The sequence below is a fragment of the Streptomyces sp. TG1A-8 genome (assembly GCF_030499535.1).
In the GTDB taxonomy this organism is placed as follows: domain Bacteria; phylum Actinomycetota; class Actinomycetes; order Streptomycetales; family Streptomycetaceae; genus Streptomyces.
Map to the genome: position 1 here is coordinate 14,522 of NZ_JASTLB010000001.1, position 18,294 is coordinate 32,815.

Annotated in this window: 15 protein-coding genes and 4 pseudogenes; 7 read left to right on the forward strand and 12 right to left on the reverse strand. The window is 66.1% G+C overall.

Annotated features, from left to right (window positions below):
• Positions 1 to 57 precede the first annotated feature (57 nt).
• The 3 genes and pseudogenes from QQY24_RS00075 to QQY24_RS00085 form a co-directional block, all read right to left on the reverse strand.
• Positions 58 to 386: pseudogene (locus QQY24_RS00075) on the reverse strand (helix-turn-helix domain-containing protein).
• On the reverse strand, positions 383 to 1,495 hold the full coding sequence (locus QQY24_RS00080) for a tyrosine-type recombinase/integrase (RefSeq protein WP_301970618.1): 1,113 nt from the start codon (positions 1,493 to 1,495) through the stop codon (positions 383 to 385). The pseudogene QQY24_RS00075 and the gene QQY24_RS00080 overlap by 4 nt, the downstream one beginning before the upstream one ends.
• A 355-nt stretch (positions 1,496 to 1,850) precedes the next feature.
• Positions 1,851 to 2,054: a hypothetical protein gene (locus tag QQY24_RS00085; protein ID WP_301970619.1), complete on the reverse strand. Its 204-nt coding sequence runs from the start codon at positions 2,052 to 2,054 to the stop codon at positions 1,851 to 1,853.
• 234 nt (positions 2,055 to 2,288) lie between these two features.
• Here QQY24_RS00085 and QQY24_RS00090 point away from each other — a divergent pair, with 234 nt between their 5' ends.
• The 3 genes and pseudogenes from QQY24_RS00090 (at position 2,289) to QQY24_RS00100 (ending at position 4,714) form a co-directional block, all read left to right on the forward strand.
• The gene (locus QQY24_RS00090; protein WP_301970620.1) at positions 2,289 to 2,594 is read left to right on the forward strand and encodes a DUF6191 domain-containing protein; all 306 of its coding nucleotides are present in this window, start codon (positions 2,289 to 2,291) and stop codon (positions 2,592 to 2,594) included.
• Positions 2,595 to 2,903: 309 nt separating this feature from the next.
• Positions 2,904 to 3,663: pseudogene (locus QQY24_RS00095) on the forward strand (GntR family transcriptional regulator).
• A 49-nt stretch (positions 3,664 to 3,712) separates the two neighbouring features.
• Entirely contained in the window at positions 3,713 to 4,714 is a 1,002-nt protein-coding gene (locus QQY24_RS00100) for an MFS transporter (protein ID WP_301970621.1), read from the forward strand.
• A 312-nt stretch (positions 4,715 to 5,026) separates the two neighbouring features.
• Here the strand turns inward: QQY24_RS00100 and QQY24_RS00105 are convergent, their stop codons facing one another.
• From QQY24_RS00105 to QQY24_RS00130, 6 genes are all read right to left on the reverse strand, one after another.
• A complete protein-coding gene (locus QQY24_RS00105) occupies positions 5,027 to 5,395 on the reverse strand; it encodes a hypothetical protein (RefSeq protein ID WP_301970622.1) in 369 nt (122 codons plus the stop codon).
• Between the two features lie 471 nt (positions 5,396 to 5,866).
• Positions 5,867 to 6,100: a hypothetical protein gene (locus tag QQY24_RS00110; protein ID WP_301970623.1), complete on the reverse strand. Its 234-nt coding sequence runs from the start codon at positions 6,098 to 6,100 to the stop codon at positions 5,867 to 5,869.
• An 854-nt stretch (positions 6,101 to 6,954) separates the two neighbouring features.
• Complete coding sequence (locus tag QQY24_RS00115) at positions 6,955 to 7,479, reverse strand: hypothetical protein (RefSeq protein ID WP_301970624.1); 525 nt, start codon at positions 7,477 to 7,479, stop codon at positions 6,955 to 6,957.
• A gap of 1,328 nt (positions 7,480 to 8,807) precedes the next feature.
• The gene (locus QQY24_RS00120; RefSeq protein WP_301970625.1) at positions 8,808 to 9,737 is read right to left on the reverse strand and encodes a hypothetical protein; all 930 of its coding nucleotides are present in this window, start codon (positions 9,735 to 9,737) and stop codon (positions 8,808 to 8,810) included.
• A gap of 621 nt (positions 9,738 to 10,358) precedes the next feature.
• On the reverse strand, positions 10,359 to 10,652 hold the full coding sequence (locus QQY24_RS00125; protein ID WP_301970626.1) for a hypothetical protein: 294 nt from the start codon (positions 10,650 to 10,652) through the stop codon (positions 10,359 to 10,361).
• Positions 10,642 to 10,860, reverse strand: a complete 219-nt coding sequence (locus QQY24_RS00130; RefSeq protein ID WP_301970627.1) for a hypothetical protein — start codon at positions 10,858 to 10,860, stop codon at positions 10,642 to 10,644. The genes QQY24_RS00125 and QQY24_RS00130 overlap by 11 nt, the downstream gene beginning before the upstream one ends.
• 561 nt (positions 10,861 to 11,421) lie before the next feature.
• On the opposite strand from QQY24_RS00130, the gene QQY24_RS00135 reads away from it, so the two are divergent.
• The 3 genes and pseudogenes from QQY24_RS00135 to QQY24_RS00145 all read left to right on the forward strand — a co-directional run.
• Positions 11,422 to 11,940 carry a hypothetical protein gene (locus tag QQY24_RS00135; protein ID WP_301970628.1) on the forward strand — a complete coding sequence of 173 codons (519 nt, stop codon included), beginning with the start codon at positions 11,422 to 11,424 and terminating at the stop codon, positions 11,938 to 11,940.
• Between the two features lie 363 nt (positions 11,941 to 12,303).
• A pseudogene (locus QQY24_RS00140) lies at positions 12,304 to 13,474 on the forward strand (IS3 family transposase); the annotation flags it as partial.
• Positions 13,475 to 13,625: 151 nt separating this feature from the next.
• Positions 13,626 to 14,093 (forward strand): annotated as a pseudogene (locus QQY24_RS00145) (helicase associated domain-containing protein); the annotation flags it as partial.
• 205 nt (positions 14,094 to 14,298) lie between these two features.
• Here QQY24_RS00145 and QQY24_RS00150 read toward each other — a convergent pair.
• The 3 genes from QQY24_RS00150 to QQY24_RS00160 form a co-directional block, all read right to left on the reverse strand.
• Positions 14,299 to 15,551, reverse strand: a protein-coding gene (locus QQY24_RS00150) for an IS3 family transposase (RefSeq protein ID WP_301970629.1) whose coding sequence is annotated in 2 segments (ribosomal slippage) — positions 14,299 to 15,269 and positions 15,269 to 15,551 — 1,254 coding nt in all. Because the reading frame shifts where the segments join, the coding sequence is not laid out codon by codon here.
• Positions 15,552 to 15,563: 12 nt separating this feature from the next.
• Complete coding sequence (locus QQY24_RS00155) at positions 15,564 to 16,052, reverse strand: DUF6262 family protein (RefSeq protein WP_301970630.1); 489 nt, start codon at positions 16,050 to 16,052, stop codon at positions 15,564 to 15,566.
• Positions 16,049 to 16,363 (reverse strand): hypothetical protein, encoded by a 315-nt coding sequence (locus QQY24_RS00160; protein WP_301970631.1) that lies wholly within the window; start codon positions 16,361 to 16,363, stop codon positions 16,049 to 16,051. Before QQY24_RS00160 ends, QQY24_RS00155 begins: the two co-directional genes overlap by 4 nt.
• A 438-nt stretch (positions 16,364 to 16,801) precedes the next feature.
• Between QQY24_RS00160 and QQY24_RS00165 the strand changes: the two genes are divergently transcribed.
• Positions 16,802 to 18,274 (forward strand): site-specific integrase, encoded by a 1,473-nt coding sequence (locus QQY24_RS00165; RefSeq protein WP_301970632.1) that lies wholly within the window; start codon positions 16,802 to 16,804, stop codon positions 18,272 to 18,274.
• Positions 18,275 to 18,294: the final 20 nt, after the last annotated feature.

Consider the following 18,294-nt stretch of genomic DNA (forward strand, 5'->3'; position numbering starts at 1 on the left):
CACGGGCCCCGGCCAGGTCCTCGCGCAGCCGGATTTGGTCCGGGGTGAGGTACTTCCTCACGACGCCGTCCCCGGGCGCCGGATCTTGGTCCGGCGCTCCGTCAGCGACAGCGGTGCCTCCTCGCCGCCCGCGGTCTTCTTCACCTGCGCGTTGACGACCGTCGGCTTGATGAGGTCGTTTGGGGTACAGCCGAAGATGTCGCACAGCGCGACCAGGGTGTCCATGCTCATCCGCTGCGGGGGCTGCGTCACCAGCCGGTAGACCTGCTCACGTGACAGGCTCACCCCACGCTCCGCGAGCAGCGGCACGAGGTCTGAGGTGTGGAACATCTCCTGCTCGGCCATGATTGCCGCAGCCGCCACTCGTAGCCCATTTTTTTGATCATGTCAGGTCCCAGTCGTCGCCGAGCCGGCGCTTCAGTGAAGCCTCCAGCAGGTGGTTGCGGTACTCGTCGGAGACACCCATGTATATGGCTGTTGTCGAGCCATGGGAGTGGCCGACCTGCTCCTGCACGAACCGCGCGGGGTAGCCGAACTCCGTCAGGTGCGTGATGTAGCTGTGGCGAAGGCAGTGCAGATCGAGGGCTGCATCCAGACCGGCTGCGTCCCGAGCTGTGGTGAAGGCTTCGTTGATCGAGCGCGGCGACATCCGCCCGGCCCGCTCGGTCACCCACAATGCCGGATGCCGGCCCGGCGCCAGCCGGGGACGCACCTCATGCACCCACTCGTCCAGGACGTCGACCACCCAGTCCATCTCCGGCACCAGCAGCACGGTCCGCCGCTTCGGCGGCGCCCCCTTGGACGACTTCCCGTACCGCACCGCCAGCGAGCCGAACTGCCCGAACTGCGGGCTTTTCCGATGCCGTCGCAAGTCCACCAGGTCGACCATGGAGGACTCGGTGCGCCGGGTTCCGTAGGCGTAGATCGTCTTCAGCACCGCGGCGTCACGCAGCGCGGTCAGCGTCCCCTTCCGCCCGTGTCCGCGGATCTGGGCCGGCCGGGCATCGGCCGCGTCGAACAGGGCCTGGACCTCGTCGTAGGTCAGCGGCCGACGCCGAGGGTCGCCCTCGTACTCCAGCGTGTGCAGGACCGAGTTGGCTTCGTGGAAGACGACCTGAGGTGTCTGCCCGAACCGCTCCCGGCAGGTGTCCACCCATCCGTACCGGCGGTCCAGCAGGTACTCCACGAACAAGGTGATCGTCACCTCGTACGTCCGCGCCGTCGACATACGGATCGGATTGGCGCCGCTACGCAGGTGCGCGATGAACGCTTCGCCATCCGCTGGAGTCCATTGCCACGGGTACAGCCCCGTGAACACCTCGAACCGGTTGATCAGACGCAGCCGCGGTTCGATCGTCGAAGCCTTCAGGAACCGGGCGTGTTGCTGCCGGGCCCAGCCCTCCTTCATCGCCGTGAACACCGCTGATTCCGGAGCCAGGTGTACGACGTTCGGAGCGAGGAGGAGACGCGCCGAACCGGGTGCCTCAGCGACCATGGCGGTTGTTGTATCAAACGCATCAATGTTGCGTCCATCGCTACCGTCCTGGTCGCGGCTCCGCTGTGACGCCGACACGGCAAGGAAGTTGGGGGAGTGATCAGCGGAAACGGCGATTCTGGCGAGACGTACGATGTTGCATTAACTGCAATTCATCGCGTTTTGTACTTCCGCCACCCCCGCACCCCAAGCTCGTACACACTGTCCAACCGCTTGAAAAGCAGGCCCTCCATTCCGACCGACGCCCACGTCAGCCACTCGCGCACGGTGTCCGGGTCGGTGGTCGATGGGCACAGCGCCCACGGGGCGGACAGCCGGGGGCGGCGAACACGAACTCGAGCGCGGCCCTGCGCCGCTAGTACGGCCAACTGGTCGTGTCGGTTCCGGACAGCCTCAGCAGATCGAACGCGACAAAGTGAGCCGGCCACTCGCCTGCAGCCCGGGCCGCCCCGGCGCCGCGCCGCTGAAGCCGGTTCTGCAGGCGCTCGAACGCGAGGCGGCCCGCGGCGTCCCATACGACCAGCTCGCCGTCCAGCGCTGTGGCGTCAGGCAGCTGCACGGCCCCGGCCACGATCTCCGGAAACGAGGTGCCATCTCGGTGCCGCGCCTCGAACGCAGCACCGCCCGGCCCGCTTCCACGGAGATCAGGGCCCTGAACCCGTCCTTCTCCAGACTGCGAGGTGTCTCATGAGACACCGGCGGCTGAGCTGCCTCTCTTACCGCCAAGTCATTGGCTCGGCTTGCACTGGCGGTCGTGCCCCGCTGGTCAGCAGACTGTCAGCACGGACCATCGGTGCCCGGAAGGCGAGAACCCTTGCTGCTTGCGACTGGCAGTGTCGTCATTTGCCTATGGCTGTTCCTCTTTACGTGGGTCGGCTGGCGGCGGCGCAGGTATGGCGGTGGCGGAGCATCCACTGCTGAGGCGTGGGGCGAGCTCTTCCATCCGTCACAGCGACACGTGCAACAGGAGCGGGAACGCCAACTTGTTCTCCGGGACGACGCCGAATCCGGTGCACCCCCCAGCTCTGTTGACCTCGACTCCGGCAAGGCAGTTATCCGCCCCGTGCAGGGCGCCACGAGCAGGTACGACGCGCCGTAACGGTTCCCTATCCGCCCGTGCTCGACTGCCAGGAGTTCTCGGGTACCTCCAGCCACGTGCATCCGCTGAGTCCGCAGAAGTTGGTCGTCCTACCGGACTGTCTGCCCAGCACCAGCATGCCGAGTCCACGCCCTGGCGGCCGACGGCCGATCACAGGTCGAGGTGGTCTGCTTGCCGACCACCTCCACAGGAGCGTGAGCTCGGAACGTATTTCTACTCCAGCAGCTTTTTCCTGGTGCAGTAACTTGCCAACGCCCGCCCCCTGGGAACGATCAGCTGCCGTAGCGTAGGACAACCGGAGGATCATCCATGCCCCGAGAGGCGCCGTACCTCGCAGTAGCCGACGTACTGCGCGCACGGATCCTCTCGGGAGAGTGGGAGATCGGGGAGCGCCTGGCCGTCCCGGGCACGACTCGCCGTGGAGTACGGGGTCGGACGCAACGTCATGCAGAGGGCCATGGACCGTCTGATCATCGATGGTCTTCTCGAAGGACGCGCCGGCTCGGGCACCTACGTCCGCACGCCGCGAGAGCGCCTGCGGCTGATCCGTTCGCGGCACCGCGAACGCCGGGAGGGCTCCCGGTGTTGGCCCGACAGGAGGGAGCGGGGCAGGGCCGACGCCTGGGATTCACACAGTCAGGTGCGCGTCCCCGCCCCCGAGCCAATCGCTGAGCGGCTCGCCATCAGCCCTGGGGATCTCTGTGTCAATACGCATTACGAGTTCCTCGCCGATGGGCAACCCGTCCAGCTTTCCGAATCCTGGGAGCCGATGGCTATCACGGATGGAACGCCGATTGTGCTGCCCGAAATGGGTCCCCTAGCAGGAAAAGGGGTGGTCGAACGTATGCGTTCCATTGGCGTGGTCATCTCGACAGTGGTTGAGGTGCCGCGCCCGGCTCGTGCCACCCAGGTGCAGGCGAACCTGCTGGGGATCAGCCTGGGGGACCTCGTGCTACAGATCGAGCGGACCATCTTCGACACGGACGGACGCCCGGTGGAAACGGCCGACATGGTCATTCCGGACGTGCGCCGGGAAGTGGTCTACGAGTTCGGAGTCGACCGTCCGTAGTCGTTGAATCCATGAAACAGACATCGGAAATTCGACAGTAGGGTATGCCATGCCAAAATCTTCCCGGCTCGGCCTCTTGCATAATCAGGACTTCGGGCGATTGTTTGTTGCCACTGCGCTCGGTCAGTTGGGCGACCGCATCATCGTTCTGGCCTTGCCTCTGGTTGCCATCGCGGCATTGCATGCCGACGAGTTCCAAGTGGGCTTACTGGCCGCGATGACTTCGGCAGGATCGCTCCTGGTCGGGTTGCCGGCTGGTGCATGGGTGGATCGAATGCGGAAGCGATCGGTGATGATCAGCACTGATCTCGCTCGCGCGCTGTTCCTCTTGACGGTTCCGGTGGCGTGGTGGGCGGGTCTTCTCACCATCTGGTGGGTATATGCAGTCGCCTTGGTTCACGGAGTGCTGACTGTCTTCTTCGATGTTGCATACGTCAGCTATCTCCCGCACTTGGTGGGACGCGGCAATCTGGTGGAAGGAAACTCAAAACTTTCGGCCATACGCTCGGTGACCAGTATCAGCGGGCCGACGGTGGCAGGGCCGCTGGTCGGCCTGGTCGGAGCTCCTGCAACGCTTTTGGCGAGTTCAGTCGGGATGGCTATGTCGGGACTGATCGCGATCACCATCCGGAAACGCGAACGTAAGCCTGAGTCGAGTGATCACCCTCAATTGGCCCGAGAGATCAAGGAGGGGCTGAAGTTCGTCATCAAGTCCCCTACCTTACGTGCGATCATGCTGGGGGATGCGATATTCAACCTCTTCCTGGTTATGTATCAGGCCATGTTGCTGGTCTTTTTGGAGCGGGAGATTGGCCTCCAATCCGTTGGTATCGGCCTCATTTTCTCGGGAATGGGTTGCGGTGCCTTGTTGGGCGCACTGTTGGCAACCAGGGTCTCCAAGCGGGTCGGGCAAGGTACGGTCATCTGGCTCGCATCGCTGGTTACCTGTCCGTTGACCGCGCTCATGCCGTTGGCGCAAGCGGGTTGGAGCGTGTATGTGGCTGCGATCGGACTCGCGACTCTTTCAATGGGGGAGTCGTCCGCGTGGTGACTCAGTCAAGCATCCAGCAGGCCCTGACACCGGATCGGCTTCTGGGCCGGATGAGCGCAACAGCTCGGTTTGTTTCCTGGGCGGCATACCTCTCGGTGGGCTTTTGGGTGGCAGCCTCGGGCTCCGTTTTCGGAGCGGCAGGCACTTTGTGGATTGGTGCAGCAGGTATGACGCTGAGTGTCCTTCCCAACCTTCTGTCACCGCTTCGAACCATGCGCACGTTGCCCACGGAGAAGGCCCCTGAGTTCGCGCGTTGAGGTGTGGCTAATGGCTGACAAACAAGCGCGTACGACCTGTAGGGCCAAGGGGTCTTCACTCAGTAATGAAGTGAGTGCGGTCGAGGGGGATGATGACGGCTGATTGTTTGGTGGCTTGCTTGCGCAGGGCTGTGTTCTCCGCGAGTAAGACGGCGATGACGGTAGCGGCTGCGTCGACCTGGTCCTGGAGTTGCTGTCGCTCTTGCCGGTTGTTCTTGAGTTGGCGGCGAAGGTCAGCGATCTCCTGCGCTTGCCGTTGGCCGTGGAGACTTGCCGGGCTTCGGCCGGTATGGCCGTCCCAGTCAGCAAGCACGTCGGTGGCGCGGTTCATGGTGGCTCGGCTGACGTCGGCCTCCCGCCAGAGGTTGTTCTTTGTCAGCTTGCCGTCGGTACGGGCCGGTCGGCCGGTGAAAAGTCGCTCCATAGCTTCTCGTAGAGCCTTCTCCGCCCGCGCAGAGACCCTGAGCTGAGGGGCCTCGCTCGATACGCCGTCTGCCTTCCTGAGCGCGAGTTCGACGTCACGGATCTGTTCGTCGATGGCAGCTCGGCGGTTCGGGGGCAGCCGTGGCTGGTCACGGAGCCGGCTCAGCGAATCGTGCTCGGCCTTCCAGATCGGTAGGTGTTCGGGGGCGATGATGCTGTTGCTGCAGCGTGCGGGCTGGCAGCGGTCGATGAGCGGCCCTCGGTGCCCCGGGGCACGATGGCATCTTCCAGGCACTTCGCGCCGACGGGGTTGTTGGTCGATGGTGCAGTGGTTGAGCTTTCCGAACCGGATCGACAGGTGGTGTGTTTGAGCAGGCCGTGTTCGACGCGAATGTCCCCTCGCTGGGCCTTTCCGTTCGCTCGGAGGGCTTCGGCCTTCTCTCGGACGGCAGCGAAGGCCGAACGCATCTGGTCAGCGCCGGGCCCGAAGCTGATAGCCTCGCCGCTGGCTGTCGGCGTCGAAGAGATCCCTCAGCCGTTGGAACCGACGTTCGGCGATGGCGGTGGTGAGGAGACGGGCCCAGGAGGGGTCGTGATCCATGTAGCCCTGGGTCCAGCGGTTGGCCAGGGCGCGGGTGGCTGCGTGCTTGAGCTGCATCCCGACGGCGATTTCCGAGCCGGGATAGTCGCGGGTGAGCATGGCCATGGTCCGGCGGAACATGTGCGGAGTGACCTTGCTGAAGGGATCTCGGTAAGGCCGGTGCTTCTCCCTGGTGACGGTTGACGTGCTTGATGAAGCGTGTGATGGCGGTCTGGCTCGTGAAGCCGCTCGCCGTGGCAGCGCGGGGTGACCGCCGCGAAGGCGAGGGTATCGCTCGTCGACAGGTGTATGGCGGTTTCGATGGCCTGGGCGACTGGTGTGATGATCCACCAGTGGGCGGTGGGCAGGTCGGGATCGAGCTTGCGCTTCGACCGACTTCACTGCCGGGGTGCCGAAGTACTCGGTGAGGGCATCTTCGGCGATCTCACGGATCGTCCGCAGTCACGCATCATCGACAGCGCGGCGACGAAGACGTAGCAGGCGTTCGCCGCAGGGCCAGGCACTCGACCGCGAGTTCGCGGGGCTGGAGGGAGCTCGTCGTGCCAGGGGCCGCAACTGTCGTCCGGCCTGGACACCTCGCGCAGTCCGTCGATCAGGCCGGTGCGGATGCGGCCCTCCGTAATGAGCCGTTCGGCAGCGGCTCGGCGGGCCAGGCCGGCGCGGTTCTGCTTGGTGAAGAAGGCCATCTTGCGGGACTCGAACCCGATCAGAAGGTCAGCAGCCGCCAGTTCACGGTCGCTCTCCCCGTGAGCCGGTGCACCTGGGACCTCGTTGCTGGGATCCGGCGAGCCAGGCGGCGGAGCGGGCGTCGGTCCTCGGCCGTGGAAAGGGGCGGGCTTCGGCCTGGAGACGGCGCCAGTGATCGAGTGCTCGCATGATGTCGGGGCCGAAGTCGTCGACGTAGGTCCAGGCAGCGCGGACGAGCGGGAACCTGATGTCCGGCCGGATCACCGGGGTTTTCAGTTCGGGGACGGTGGGGCTGGTTGACGGGACGGCGTTCGCGCCGCGTGTCGGGCCAGGGATCGCGGCGTCAGCCCGCTGCTGGCCAGTGTTCCCCGGAAGCGGTGCAGGGTCTTGATCACGTGGACGTGTCCGGTGGCGCTGGCCGCTTCGCCCTGCTTGCAGCGGTGTTCGATGTAGGTCTTGAAGTCGTCGTCGCTCCAGTCGCCGACCGATGGGGAAGCTGCCGGGAGCACGCCGTAGGTGTGCAGCGGGCCCGCAGGCGCCCGATGCGCTGGGAGACCGTGTGCGGTGCCACCGGGGGTCGGGTGGCAGATGCAGCCCCGCGGGCTGAGTACAGCCGGGTGGCGCGGGTTGAACCAGATCATGGCCATCTCCCGGGCCAGGAGATTCCACTGAGGATCCAGCTCGCGGAAGATCACGCGGAAGCCGGCGGAAGCCAGGTTCGGGGCCCTGCGGACGATGCCGTTCAGGTCCGAGCAGCCGATGCTGCCGAACAGTGGCGGACAGACAGCGCCTTCCATGAGCGGGTGGACCGGATGTACGGCTCAGCTCGTCCCGGAAGACCGAGACGGGCAGGGCGAGCGGCAGGCGGCGGCTGGTCATGCGTCGAACTCCACGTGTGCCGAGAGGGGAGAAGAGGCAAGGCCGCCGGCGCCTTCGGCGATCTGGCGGCGGGCCGAGGCTGATCTCCGGCGTCGGGCGCGGTGCCTTGATCGCTTCGATGGCGCTGACGCGGCTCCGTCCCCAGAGCGTGTGGGAGAAGCTGAGGCGACAGGCCGCAGCTGGAGGCGCAGCGAGATGGTCGGAGAAGAAGCAGAAGCTGGGCAGGTTCGAGGGCAGCACGAACGCGCTGCGGCATTCAAGGCAGCGAGTGGGGGCGACCGGGGGCAGAGCTGGCCGCGGGCGCGTCCGTAGGGAGAGGCGAAGGGGTCCCTGCAGTTGGAGACGCCCATGTCGAGCCGCCCGGTGCGAAAGCTGAGTCCTCGATCCTCCTCCTCCGAGAGCCCCAGGGCGGGCCGGAGAACCCGGGGCCGGCCCAGTGACTTCTCGGCTTCCTCGCCCAGCACGACGGGACTCGGCCGACCGCTCCGCCGAGGAGCCACCGCGCCTGCCGGCGCTGCGGCGACGAGCGCTGCCAGCGATCACCGTCAAGGTCGTGCCGTGCGCGTAATGGCGGTGGAAGGTCTTCGGACCGAGCGGTCGTCGGCGATGCCGCTGAACCGCGGCCCTTGAAGGCGATGCCGCCTTCTCAACCTTGCTGGAGCTTGCGCAGGCGCCGGACGTCCGGCTGGCCTGTCGACGTCGAGAACCCTCGCTCCCGCAGCGAGCCGGCGAGGCTCGATGTCCGGTCGAGCCTGGCCGGCGTGACCCGCGGGCCAGAACATCGCCGCCCGCAGGAACAGCGGGACAGGCAAGATGCCGAACCGCTCGGCCAGCTGGCCTGTTCAGTTCCAGCAGCCGACGGGCAGATCTCCCCGGCGCTCGAGCCGGGGCCGGGCCGGGTGCAGCAGAGCCTGGGCTCCGCCGGTGCCGGTGTACTGAACGCCTGGCGCATTCGGCGCGGGCCCGGCCCTTGCTGAAGTCGATGGTCACGCTGGAGGTAGCCGAACTCAGATGTCGTGCTCGGTAAGCCTGCTGCCACTTCCTCCGGGGCCCGGCCAGTGGCTGCCATCAGCAAGATCCGGTAAGCCTGCAGATCGGAGTTGTGCAGGAACAGTTGCCTGACCAGGCCCCTGACGGACTGCGGCCTTCGCGGCGATCCGGGGACGTGCCAGCGGGTACCAGTTGCCGCAGGCTCGGCGGCATGTCCCGCCCAGGATGGGGAGGGCCTTGCTGATCTCCGTGCAGTTCAGGGGCATTGTGGGCGATCGCCCGAAGGAAGGTCGGCCTCCTCGGTCTCGAGCCGCACTCCGCGTGGATCGCGGCCGCGGGCCGCGAGGTCCCAGCGGCGGGCGAGGCGCCTCTCAATGTCCAAGCGGGCGGTCCAGGCGGCCTGGACGATCTTCTTCCTGTCGGCCCGGGAGAACTCGTCCAGCTCGCAGCCTGGTCTCCCCGCGGCGCAATCCCAGGGCGCCTTCGAGCCAGCCGTGCAAGTGCCCAGCGACGACACGCTCCGGCCGTGGAGCGACCGTCGTCCGATCAGTGTCCTCAGCCGACCCGCGCGCCAGGCCGGACTTCGCGAGCCGGGCCTGTGCCGGGATGGCAGCAGACGGACCCATTCCGTCACCGCGTGGTGCAGGTCCGGGTCGGTGCCCGCCAGACTCGCCCGGTGAGGCCGCGGGACGGTGGCATCGACATGCGTGCAGAACGCCTCGATCGTCTGCCGGTAGTGCGTCGCCGAGGTCGGCCCGTAACGGGCGTCCTCCACCAACTCCACCCACTCGTCCGCGAGTTCCCCGAGCCAGCTTCGCGCAGGTGAAGCGTGCCGGATCGAACGTCGACCGTCCGATGGCGGCCCTGACCATCGACCGTCGACACCTCCGCGAACACCGACCCGTGACGGGGCCGCAGGGCGAGGAACAGAAGTGGGGGAAATTAACGGGTGTAATGGCCGCGTCGGGGCATGGCCGGCGTCCTCCAAGTCCATCAGGCTGCGGGCGATGGCGATGTAGGAGGCGCCGCCGGCGGCCGTCACGTGCTGGAAGGCGTCATCGACCTCCCGCATCGGGTCCTTCAGGTAGCGGATGTAGCGGTAGGTGGTCGACGGGTGTGCGTGGCCAAGGCGGCGCTGCACCACCAGCAGCGGATTGCCGGTCACGTGGTCGAGCAGCGTGGACATCGGCAGCCCCTCTTGACTCCCTCCGCGTCGTTCAGGGCCTCGCGCGTCAGGAAGATCAAAAGCCGCAAGGCGAAGGTGTGCCGAAGGTCGTGATAGACCCAGCACCGCCTGGGCAGCACCGGCGCATTCCGGTCGCCGGCCCACGCCTTCAACCGATCCCGAGCCCTCCACCGGATCTTGTCCCAAGCCAAAAAGGTGAGCACTCCTGCCGCCCTGACCGATGAACAGCGCCAACGGGTCCAGACCGCCACCGGGTCTCCCACGCCGCCAGACGTCGCAGATCCGACTTCATGTTCTTGATGGTCCGCGTGATCGTCAGGCCGTCCAGCACTCCCCGGCACTCGGCGCCGTCGGCCTCCAGCCGCTGGATCACGAACAGCTCTCGGTGCCGCCGGCGAAGCGAGTGCTGAGCCTTCTCCACGATCTCCGGACGTTCGAGCAAACAGGCAGGCATCGAGCAGTTCCATCGGGTCCGGCCCGACATAGACCTGAACGCGGCCGTCCGAACTTGGCGCAAGCCTTCGGTTCCGACGTCCACTGAACGCCGGCCCGCTTGGCCATCGAGAAAACCGAGCTCGGGCAGGAGCAAAGTGGACCACTCCCGGACCCGCATCCCCGTCATCAGCGCCAGTTCGCAGGCGGCCCGATGTCCCGGTGGGGCCGCCAGCCCCGGAACGAGACATCCAGCCCGGCATCCGGAGCCAGTCCTCCAAATCCGACGTCCCGCAGGTAGAGGTACGGGTCAAGTTCTCTCATGTGCCGAACGCGCAGGTCAGGGCGGATTCTGCTGGCGAGGTCGTCACGCTGCGGCGTCGCCCGCCAGGGCTGCCGGGCGACGACACCGATCCGGATCAGATACCTGTAAAGAGACTCGATGGCAGCCCAGTCCCGGTCCCATGCGGCGTCACCGACCACCTCCTCCGCCCCGCCCCTGCCGCCACAGACGCAAACTCCCGAGGTCTGTCGCCGTGGCCGACCGCAGATCCGCCTCCCGGGCCAGCAGGAAGTGCAGCAGCATCAGCACCGAGTACGCGTACGACCGCATCGTCTTCGCGTCCTTGCGTTCCAGTGCCAGTGATCGGAACCACGACGACACCGGGCTCGACCGGGCGCATCGCCTCATCCCAGCAGTATCGGCGTACCCGAAGGCACCAGACGCCGGGCGAACAGAGCTGACAGCTCTGCCTGACTCAATCCAGCGACCTGGCCGACCTTCCAGACCTTCCGCTGGTCGGTGAAGAACAGCTGGACGCCACCCACAGGCATGCGTCACCACTCTGGCAACGGTGCAGTCTCTCGGTGCCGGTCGGAGGTGTGCTGGGAGATGCCGCGATGTCACTCGGATGAGACAACTTCAAATGTCTGGAGAACCGTCCCACTTGGGGTTCGCTGGCCCACCCCGGCCGCAGAGCAGGATCAGGCACGGGGGTGGCCAGCATCGGCTCCGGCAGCGTCCATGTCACGTGCCATGCCTTCCCCCACAGGTCATTGGCCGCCCGGGTGACTTGCCATGGCCGGACTGCGATGTGTCGGCTTCATGTCGGTGAGCTGGTGGCAGTGACGGTAGGTCAGGTGGGTCGTGTTCTTGTAGGTCTCTGGCTTGTGGCGTCGGCGGCTGGCCGCTGACACGAGGTGGTGCTTTTTGCGCCGTGGCGGCTGACGTGGGGCGGGACACCGACAGGCGGTGCTCACTGTCATGACGGCGGTACATCGCATCTCCGGCGCAGACCTCCTCTACTGGCGACGCAAGGCCGAACAGTGGCGCTCCATCGCCGAGAACGCCCCAGACGACGCAACCGCCGACTACCTCCACACCGTCTTCGAGCCCACCGCCAAGGCCATCAAAGGACTCGAGCAGGCGTTGGCCGCCCTCGGCATCCTCGACGAAGCCCTCACCCTGGACCTGCGGGGCCCCCAGGACTACTTCCACCGCACCTGGAGCACCGCCTTCCGCGCCCGAGACCTCGCCGCGCGCTGCAGGCATCCGGCCCGGATGCCACAGGGAAGCCATGAGTACGCCCCGGCACCGACGCGGCCGTCCGGGCCCGCCGCCACGCCACGCAGGAGATGCTCGCAACGCCTCCAGGCTGCCCTGGCGGCCGCGGCACGCGACCATATGCCTGTCACCGTCGCAGCCCTTGCCCGTACCAGCCACGCGTCTCACGTACCTTCCTCTATCAAAACCAGCAGGCCAGAGCCCTGATGGGACGGGCGACCCGCACAAGCGGATCCCATCCCGGAGTTCTCCAACAGCGCCTGCCGCGCACAGCCCGCCTGGAAGGAACGTGCGCTCGACGCCGAAGACGCACTCACCCAAGCCCAGCGCGAAATCCGCACCCAGCGCACCCGCATCGCAGAACTCCTCGGCAAGATCCGCGACCTCGAACACGATCTCCCCGAAGGCTCGACTTCAGCGCATCGTCACGGAGAACACCACACTGAAGCAGCACGTACGACAACTCACCCTGAACCGCCCCGGTTCGAATAGAGTCGATTTCATGAAAGGATCGAGTCATCGGCACGACCTTCCCGTTACCCGCTTGAGCTCCGCCGTCGTGCGGTGCGCATGGTCGCCGAGGTGCGCGACGACTACCCGAACGAGACGGCCGCCCTGCAGGCGGTCACCGACAAGCTCGGCATCGGCTCCCGCGAGACACTGCGGAACTGGCTGAAGCGGCGGGAGATCGACGCGGGGCAGCGTCCGGGGACGACGACGGAGGAATCGGTCCAGCTCAAGGCGCTGAAGAAGGAGATCGCCGAGCTGAAGCGGGCGAACGAGATCCTGAAGGCGGCGGCGAGTTTCTTCGCGGCCGAGCTCGACCGGCCACACCTGCGCTCGTAGCGTTCATCGACGAGCACCGGGACCGCTTCGGCGGGGTCGAGCCGATCTGCAGGACGCTCACCGAGCACGACTGCAAGATCGCCCCTTCCACCTACTACGCCTACAAGAAACGACTTGGCCGCCCCGTCCGCTCGTACCGTGCGGGACACGGAACTCAAGGAGCTGATCCGGCAGGTCTACACCGACAACTACCGTGTCTACGGGGCACGGAAGATCTGGCGGGAACTGAACCGGCAGGGTCATGAGGTGGCCCGCTGCACCGTGGAGCGGCTGATGCGCGAGCTGGGCATCGCCGGCGCCGTCCGCGGCAAAGAAGGTCATCACTACGGTCCCGGACCAGCAAGCCGGGCGGGCACCGGACCGGGTGGACCGCGACTTCGTCGCCACGGCACCGAACCGCTGCTGGGTCGCGGATTTCACGCACGTGGCGACCTGGGCCGGGGTGGTCTACGTCGCCTTCGTCGTGGACACCTTCTCCCGCCGTATCGTCGGCTGGTCCGCCGCGACGTCGAAGGAGACCCAGCTCGTCCTGGACGCTCTGGAGATGGCGCTGTGGCAGCGCGACCGCGATGAACGCCCCCACATTCGGGGCGAGTTGATACACCACAGCGATGCGGGCAGCCAATACACCAGTTTCAAGCTGGCCGAACACCTCGACGCGGCCGGCATCGCGGCCTCGATCGGCTCCGTCGGCGACGCCTACGACAACGCCCTGATGGAGAGCACGATCGGCCTGTTCAAAACCGAGTTGATCAAGCCACAGCGACCCTGGAAGACACTCTCCCAGGTCGAGCTGGCCACCGCCGAGTGGGTCGACTGGTACCGCCACCGACGCCTGCACGGTGAGATAGGCCACGTCCCACCCGTTGAGTACGAGACCAACTACTACACGGAACTCACGAAACCACAGGTCACACCAGGTGCTGCGTACTTTGATACATGGCAGTGGTTTAACCTTAGCAATACGTTATGTTTGCCTGTACTTCGTTCAGTTACGTATTGCTAAGGTTAAACCACTGCCATGTATCAAAGTACGCAGCACCTGACGCCACTACCGCATCCTCGCGGACCTGATCGACGCCGACGGCAGCCTGCCCGACATCGCACCCGGCGTACTCATGGACGGCGACGACATCGGACGATGGCTCGCACGGCAACGCGAGGCGAGCACCTGGGCGCAGCTCCTCCCCGAGCAACAGGAACGGCTGGCCCAGCTGGGCTTGAAGCCCATCCAGCCGCCATCTCCGGCCCCGGCGGCCACCCGCGCGACGAAGGGCACGGCCAAGGCACAGCAGGCATTCCAGCGCGGACTTGCGGCCCTCGCACAGTGGGTGGAACGAGAGGGCCAGCGGCCGGTACCGCGCGGGCACAGCGAAGAGATCGCGGTCGACGGCGAGGCGGAGCCGGTGGCTGTGAAACTGGGCGTATGGGTATCCAACACCAAGCAGAGGCGCGACAAGCTAACCCAGGACCAGCTCGACGCACTGCGGATGCTGGGCATCGACTGGATCTGACGGTCGTCGGCAAGGTCCCTCTCGTTTGGCAACGATCCGAGGCTGGGTCAGGGACGCGGGGGCGGGGTGGTGAGGTACGGAGCGAGTTGGGCTTCGAGGTCGGCGATGCGTTTGTCCATGAAGCGGTTGTTCTGGCGGGCGCTGGTCAGTCGTTCTTGGATCTGCTGGTTGTCCTGGGTGAACCGCCCCGGGTTCGGTAGAGATCTCAGATTGTGGGTGTGACCTGTGGTTTCGTGAGTTCCGTGTAGTAGTTGGTCTCGTACTCAACGGGTGGGACGTGGCCTATCTCACCGTGCAGGCGTCGGTGGCAGTACCAGTCGACCCACTCGGCGGTGGCCAGCTCGACCTGGGAGAGTGTCTTCCAGGGTCGCTGTGGCTTGATCAACTCGGTTTTGAACAGGCCGATCGTGCTCTCCATCAGGGCATTGTCGTAGGCGTCGCCGACGGAGCCGATCGAGGCCGCGATGCCGGCCGCGTCGAGGTGTTCGGCCAGCTTGAAACTGGTGTATTGGCTGCCCGCATCGCTGTGGTGTATCAACTCGCCCCGAATGTGGGGGCGTTCATCGCGGTCGCGCTGCCACAGCGCCATCTCCAGAGCGTCCAGGACGAGCTGGGTCTCCTTCGACGTCGCGGCGGACCAGCCGACGATACGGCGGGAGAAGGTGTCCACGACGAAGGCGACGTAGACCACCCCGGCCCAGGTCGCCACGTGCGTGAAATCCGCGACCCAGCAGCGGTTCGGTGCCGTGGCGACGAAGTCGCGGTCCACCCGGTCCGGTGCCCGCCCGGCTTGCTGGTCCGGGACCGTAGTGATGACCTTCTTGCCGCGGACGGCGCCGGCGATGCCCAGCTCGCGCATCAGCCGCTCCACGGTGCAGCGGGCCACCTCATGACCCTGCCGGTTCAGTTCCCGCCAGATCTTCCGTGCCCCGTAGACACGGTAGTTGTCGGTGTAGACCTGCCGGATCAGCTCCTTGAGTTCCGTGTCCCGCACGGTACGAGCGGACGGGGCGGCCAGTCGTTTCTTGTAGGCGTAGTAGGTGGAAGGGGCGATCTTGCAGTCGTGCTCGGTGAGCGTCCTGCAGATCGGCTCGACCCCGCCGAAGCGGTCCCGGTGCTCGTCGATGAACGCTACGAGCGCAGGTGTGGCCGGTCGAGCTCGGCCGCGAAGAAACTCGCCGCCGCCTTCAGGATCTCGTTCGCCCGCTTCAGCTCGGCGATCTCCTTCTTCAGCGCCTTGAGCTGGACCGATTCCTCCGTCGTCGTCCCCGGACGCTGCCCCGCGTCGATCTCCTGCTGCTTCAGCCAGTTCCGCAGTGTCTCGCGGGAGCCGATGCCGAGCTTGTCGGTGACCGCCTGCAGGGCGGCCGTCTCGTTCGGGTAGTCGTCGCGCACCTCGGCGACCATGCGCACCGCACGACGGCGGAGCTCAAGCGGGTAACGGGAAGGTCGTGCCATGACTCGATCCTTTCATGAAATCGAGTCTCTATTCGAACCGGGGCGGTTCAGGGTGAGTTGTCGTACGTGCTGCTTCAGTGTGGTGTTCTCCGTGACGATGCGCTGAAGTGAGCCTTCGGGGAGATCGTGTTCGAGGTCGCGGATCTTGCCGAGGAGTTCTGCGATGCGGGTGCGCTGGGTGCGGATTTCGCGCTGGGCTTGGGTGAGTGCGTCTTCGGCGTTGAGCGCACGTTCCTTCCAGGCGGGCTGTGCGCGGCTGGCGCTGTTGGAGACTCCGGGATGGGATCCGCTTGTGCGGGTCGCCTGTTCGATCAGGGCTCTGGCCTGCTGGTTTTGATAGAGGAAGGTACGTGAGACGCGGGCGGTACGGGCAAGGGCTGCGACGGTGACAGGCATATGGTCGCGTGCCGCGGCCGCCAGGGCAGCCTGGAGGCGTTCGAGCATCTCCTGCGTGGCGTGGCGGCGGGCCCGGACGGCCGCGTCGGTGCGGGACGTACTCATGGCTTCCCTGTGGCATCCGGGCCGGATGCCTGCAGCGCGGCGAGGTCTCGGGCGCGGAAGGCGGTGCTCCAGGTGCGGTGGAAGTAGTCCTGGGGGCGCCGCAGGTCCAGGGTGAGGGCTTCGTCGAGGATGCCGAGGGCGGCCAACGCCTGCTCGAGTCCTTTGATGGCCTTGGCGGTGGGCTCGAAGACGGTGTGGAGGTAGTCGGCGGTTGCGTCGTCTGGGGCGTTCTCGGCGATGGAGCGCCACTGTTCGGCCTTGCGTCGCCAGTAGAGGAGGTCTGCGCCGGAGATGCGATGTACCGCCGTCATGACAGTGAGCCACCTGTGGATGTACCGCCCCACGTCAGCCGCCACGGCACAAAGCACCACCTCGTGTCAGCGGCCAGCCACCGCCACAAGCCAGAGACCTACAAGAACACGACCCACCTGACCTACCGTCACTGCCACCAGCTCACCGACATGAAGCCGACACATCGCAGTCCGGCCATGGCAAGTCACCCGGGCGGCCAATGACCTGTGGGGGAAGGCATGGCACGTGACATGGACGCTGCCGGAGCCGATGCTGGCCACCCCCGTGCCTGATCCTGCTCTGCGGCCGGGGTGGGCCAGCGAACCCAAGTGGGACGGTTCTCCAGACATTTGAAGTTGTCTCATCCGAGTGACATCGCGGCATCTCCCAGCACACCTCCGACCGGCACCGAGAGACTGCACCGTTGCCAGAGTGGTGACGCATGCCTGTGGGGTCACGTGCAGTTGTTCTTCACCGACCAGCGGAAGGTCTGGAAGGTCGGCCAGGTCGCTGGATTGAGTCAGGCAGAGCTGTCAGCTCTGTTCGCCCGGCGTCTGGTGCCTTCGGGTACGCCGATTCTGCTGGATGAGGCGATGCGCCCGGTCGAGCCGGTGTCGTCGTGGTTCCGATCACTGGCACTGGAACGCAAGGACGCGAAGACGATGCGGTCGTACGCGTACTCGGTGCTGATGCTGCTGCACTTCCTGCTGGCCCGGGAGGCGGATCTGCAGTCGGCCACGGAGACAGACCTTCGGGAGTTTCGTCTGTGGCGGCAGGACGAGGCGGAGGAGGTGGTCGGTGACGCCGCATGGGACCGGGACTGGGCTGCCATCGAGTCTCTTTACAGGTATCTGATCCGGATCGGTGTCGTCGCCCGGCAGCCCTGGCGGGCGACACCGCAGCGTGACAACCTCGCCAGCAGAATCCGCCCTGACCTGCGCGTTCGGCACATGGAGCTTGACCAGTACCTCTACCTGCGGGACGTCGGATTTGGAGGACTGGCTCCGGATGCCGGGCTGGATGTCTCGTTCCGGGGCTGGCGGCCCCACCGGAATCGGGCCGCCTGCGAACTGGCGCTGATGACGGGGATGCGGATCCAGGAGTGGTCCACTTTGCTCCTGCCCGAGCTCGGTTTGCTGGATGGCCAGCGGCCGGCGTTCGTGGACGTCGAACTGAAGGCTTGCGCCAAGTTCGGACGGCCGCGTTCGGTCTATGTCGGGCCGGACCCGATGGAACTGCTCGATGCCTACCTGTTGCTCGAACGTCCGGAGATCGTGGAGAAGGCTCAGCACTCGCTTCGCCGGCGGCACCGAGAGCTGTTCGTGATCCAGCGGCTGGAGGCCGACGGCACGAGGGTCCGGGGAGTGCTGGACGGCCTGACGATCACGCGGACCATCAAGAACATGAAGTCGGATCTGCGACGTCTGGCGGCGTGGGAGACCGGTGGCGGTCTGGACCCGTTGGCGCTGTTCATCGGTCAGGGCGGCAGGATGCTCACCTTTTCGGCTTGGGACAAGATCCGGTGGAGGGCTTGGGATCGGTTGAAGGCGTGGGCCGGCGACCGGAATGCGCCGGTGCTGCCCAGGCGGTGCTGGGTCTATCACGACCTTCGGCACACCTTCGCCTTGCGGCTTTTGATCTTCCTGACGCGCGAGGCCCTGAACGACGCGGAGGATCAGGGGCTGCCGATGTCCACGCTGCTGGACCACATGACCGGCAATCCGCTGCTGGTGGTGCAGCGCCGCCTTGGCCACGCACACCCGTCGACCACCTACCGCTACATCCGCTACCTGAAGGACCCGATGCGGGAGGTCGATGACGCCTTCCGCGAGTGGACGGCCGCCGGCGGCGCCTCCTACATCGCCATCGCCCGCAGCCTGATGGACTTGGAGGACGCCGGCCATGCCCCGACGCGGCCATTACACCCGTAATTTCCCCACTTCTGTTCCTC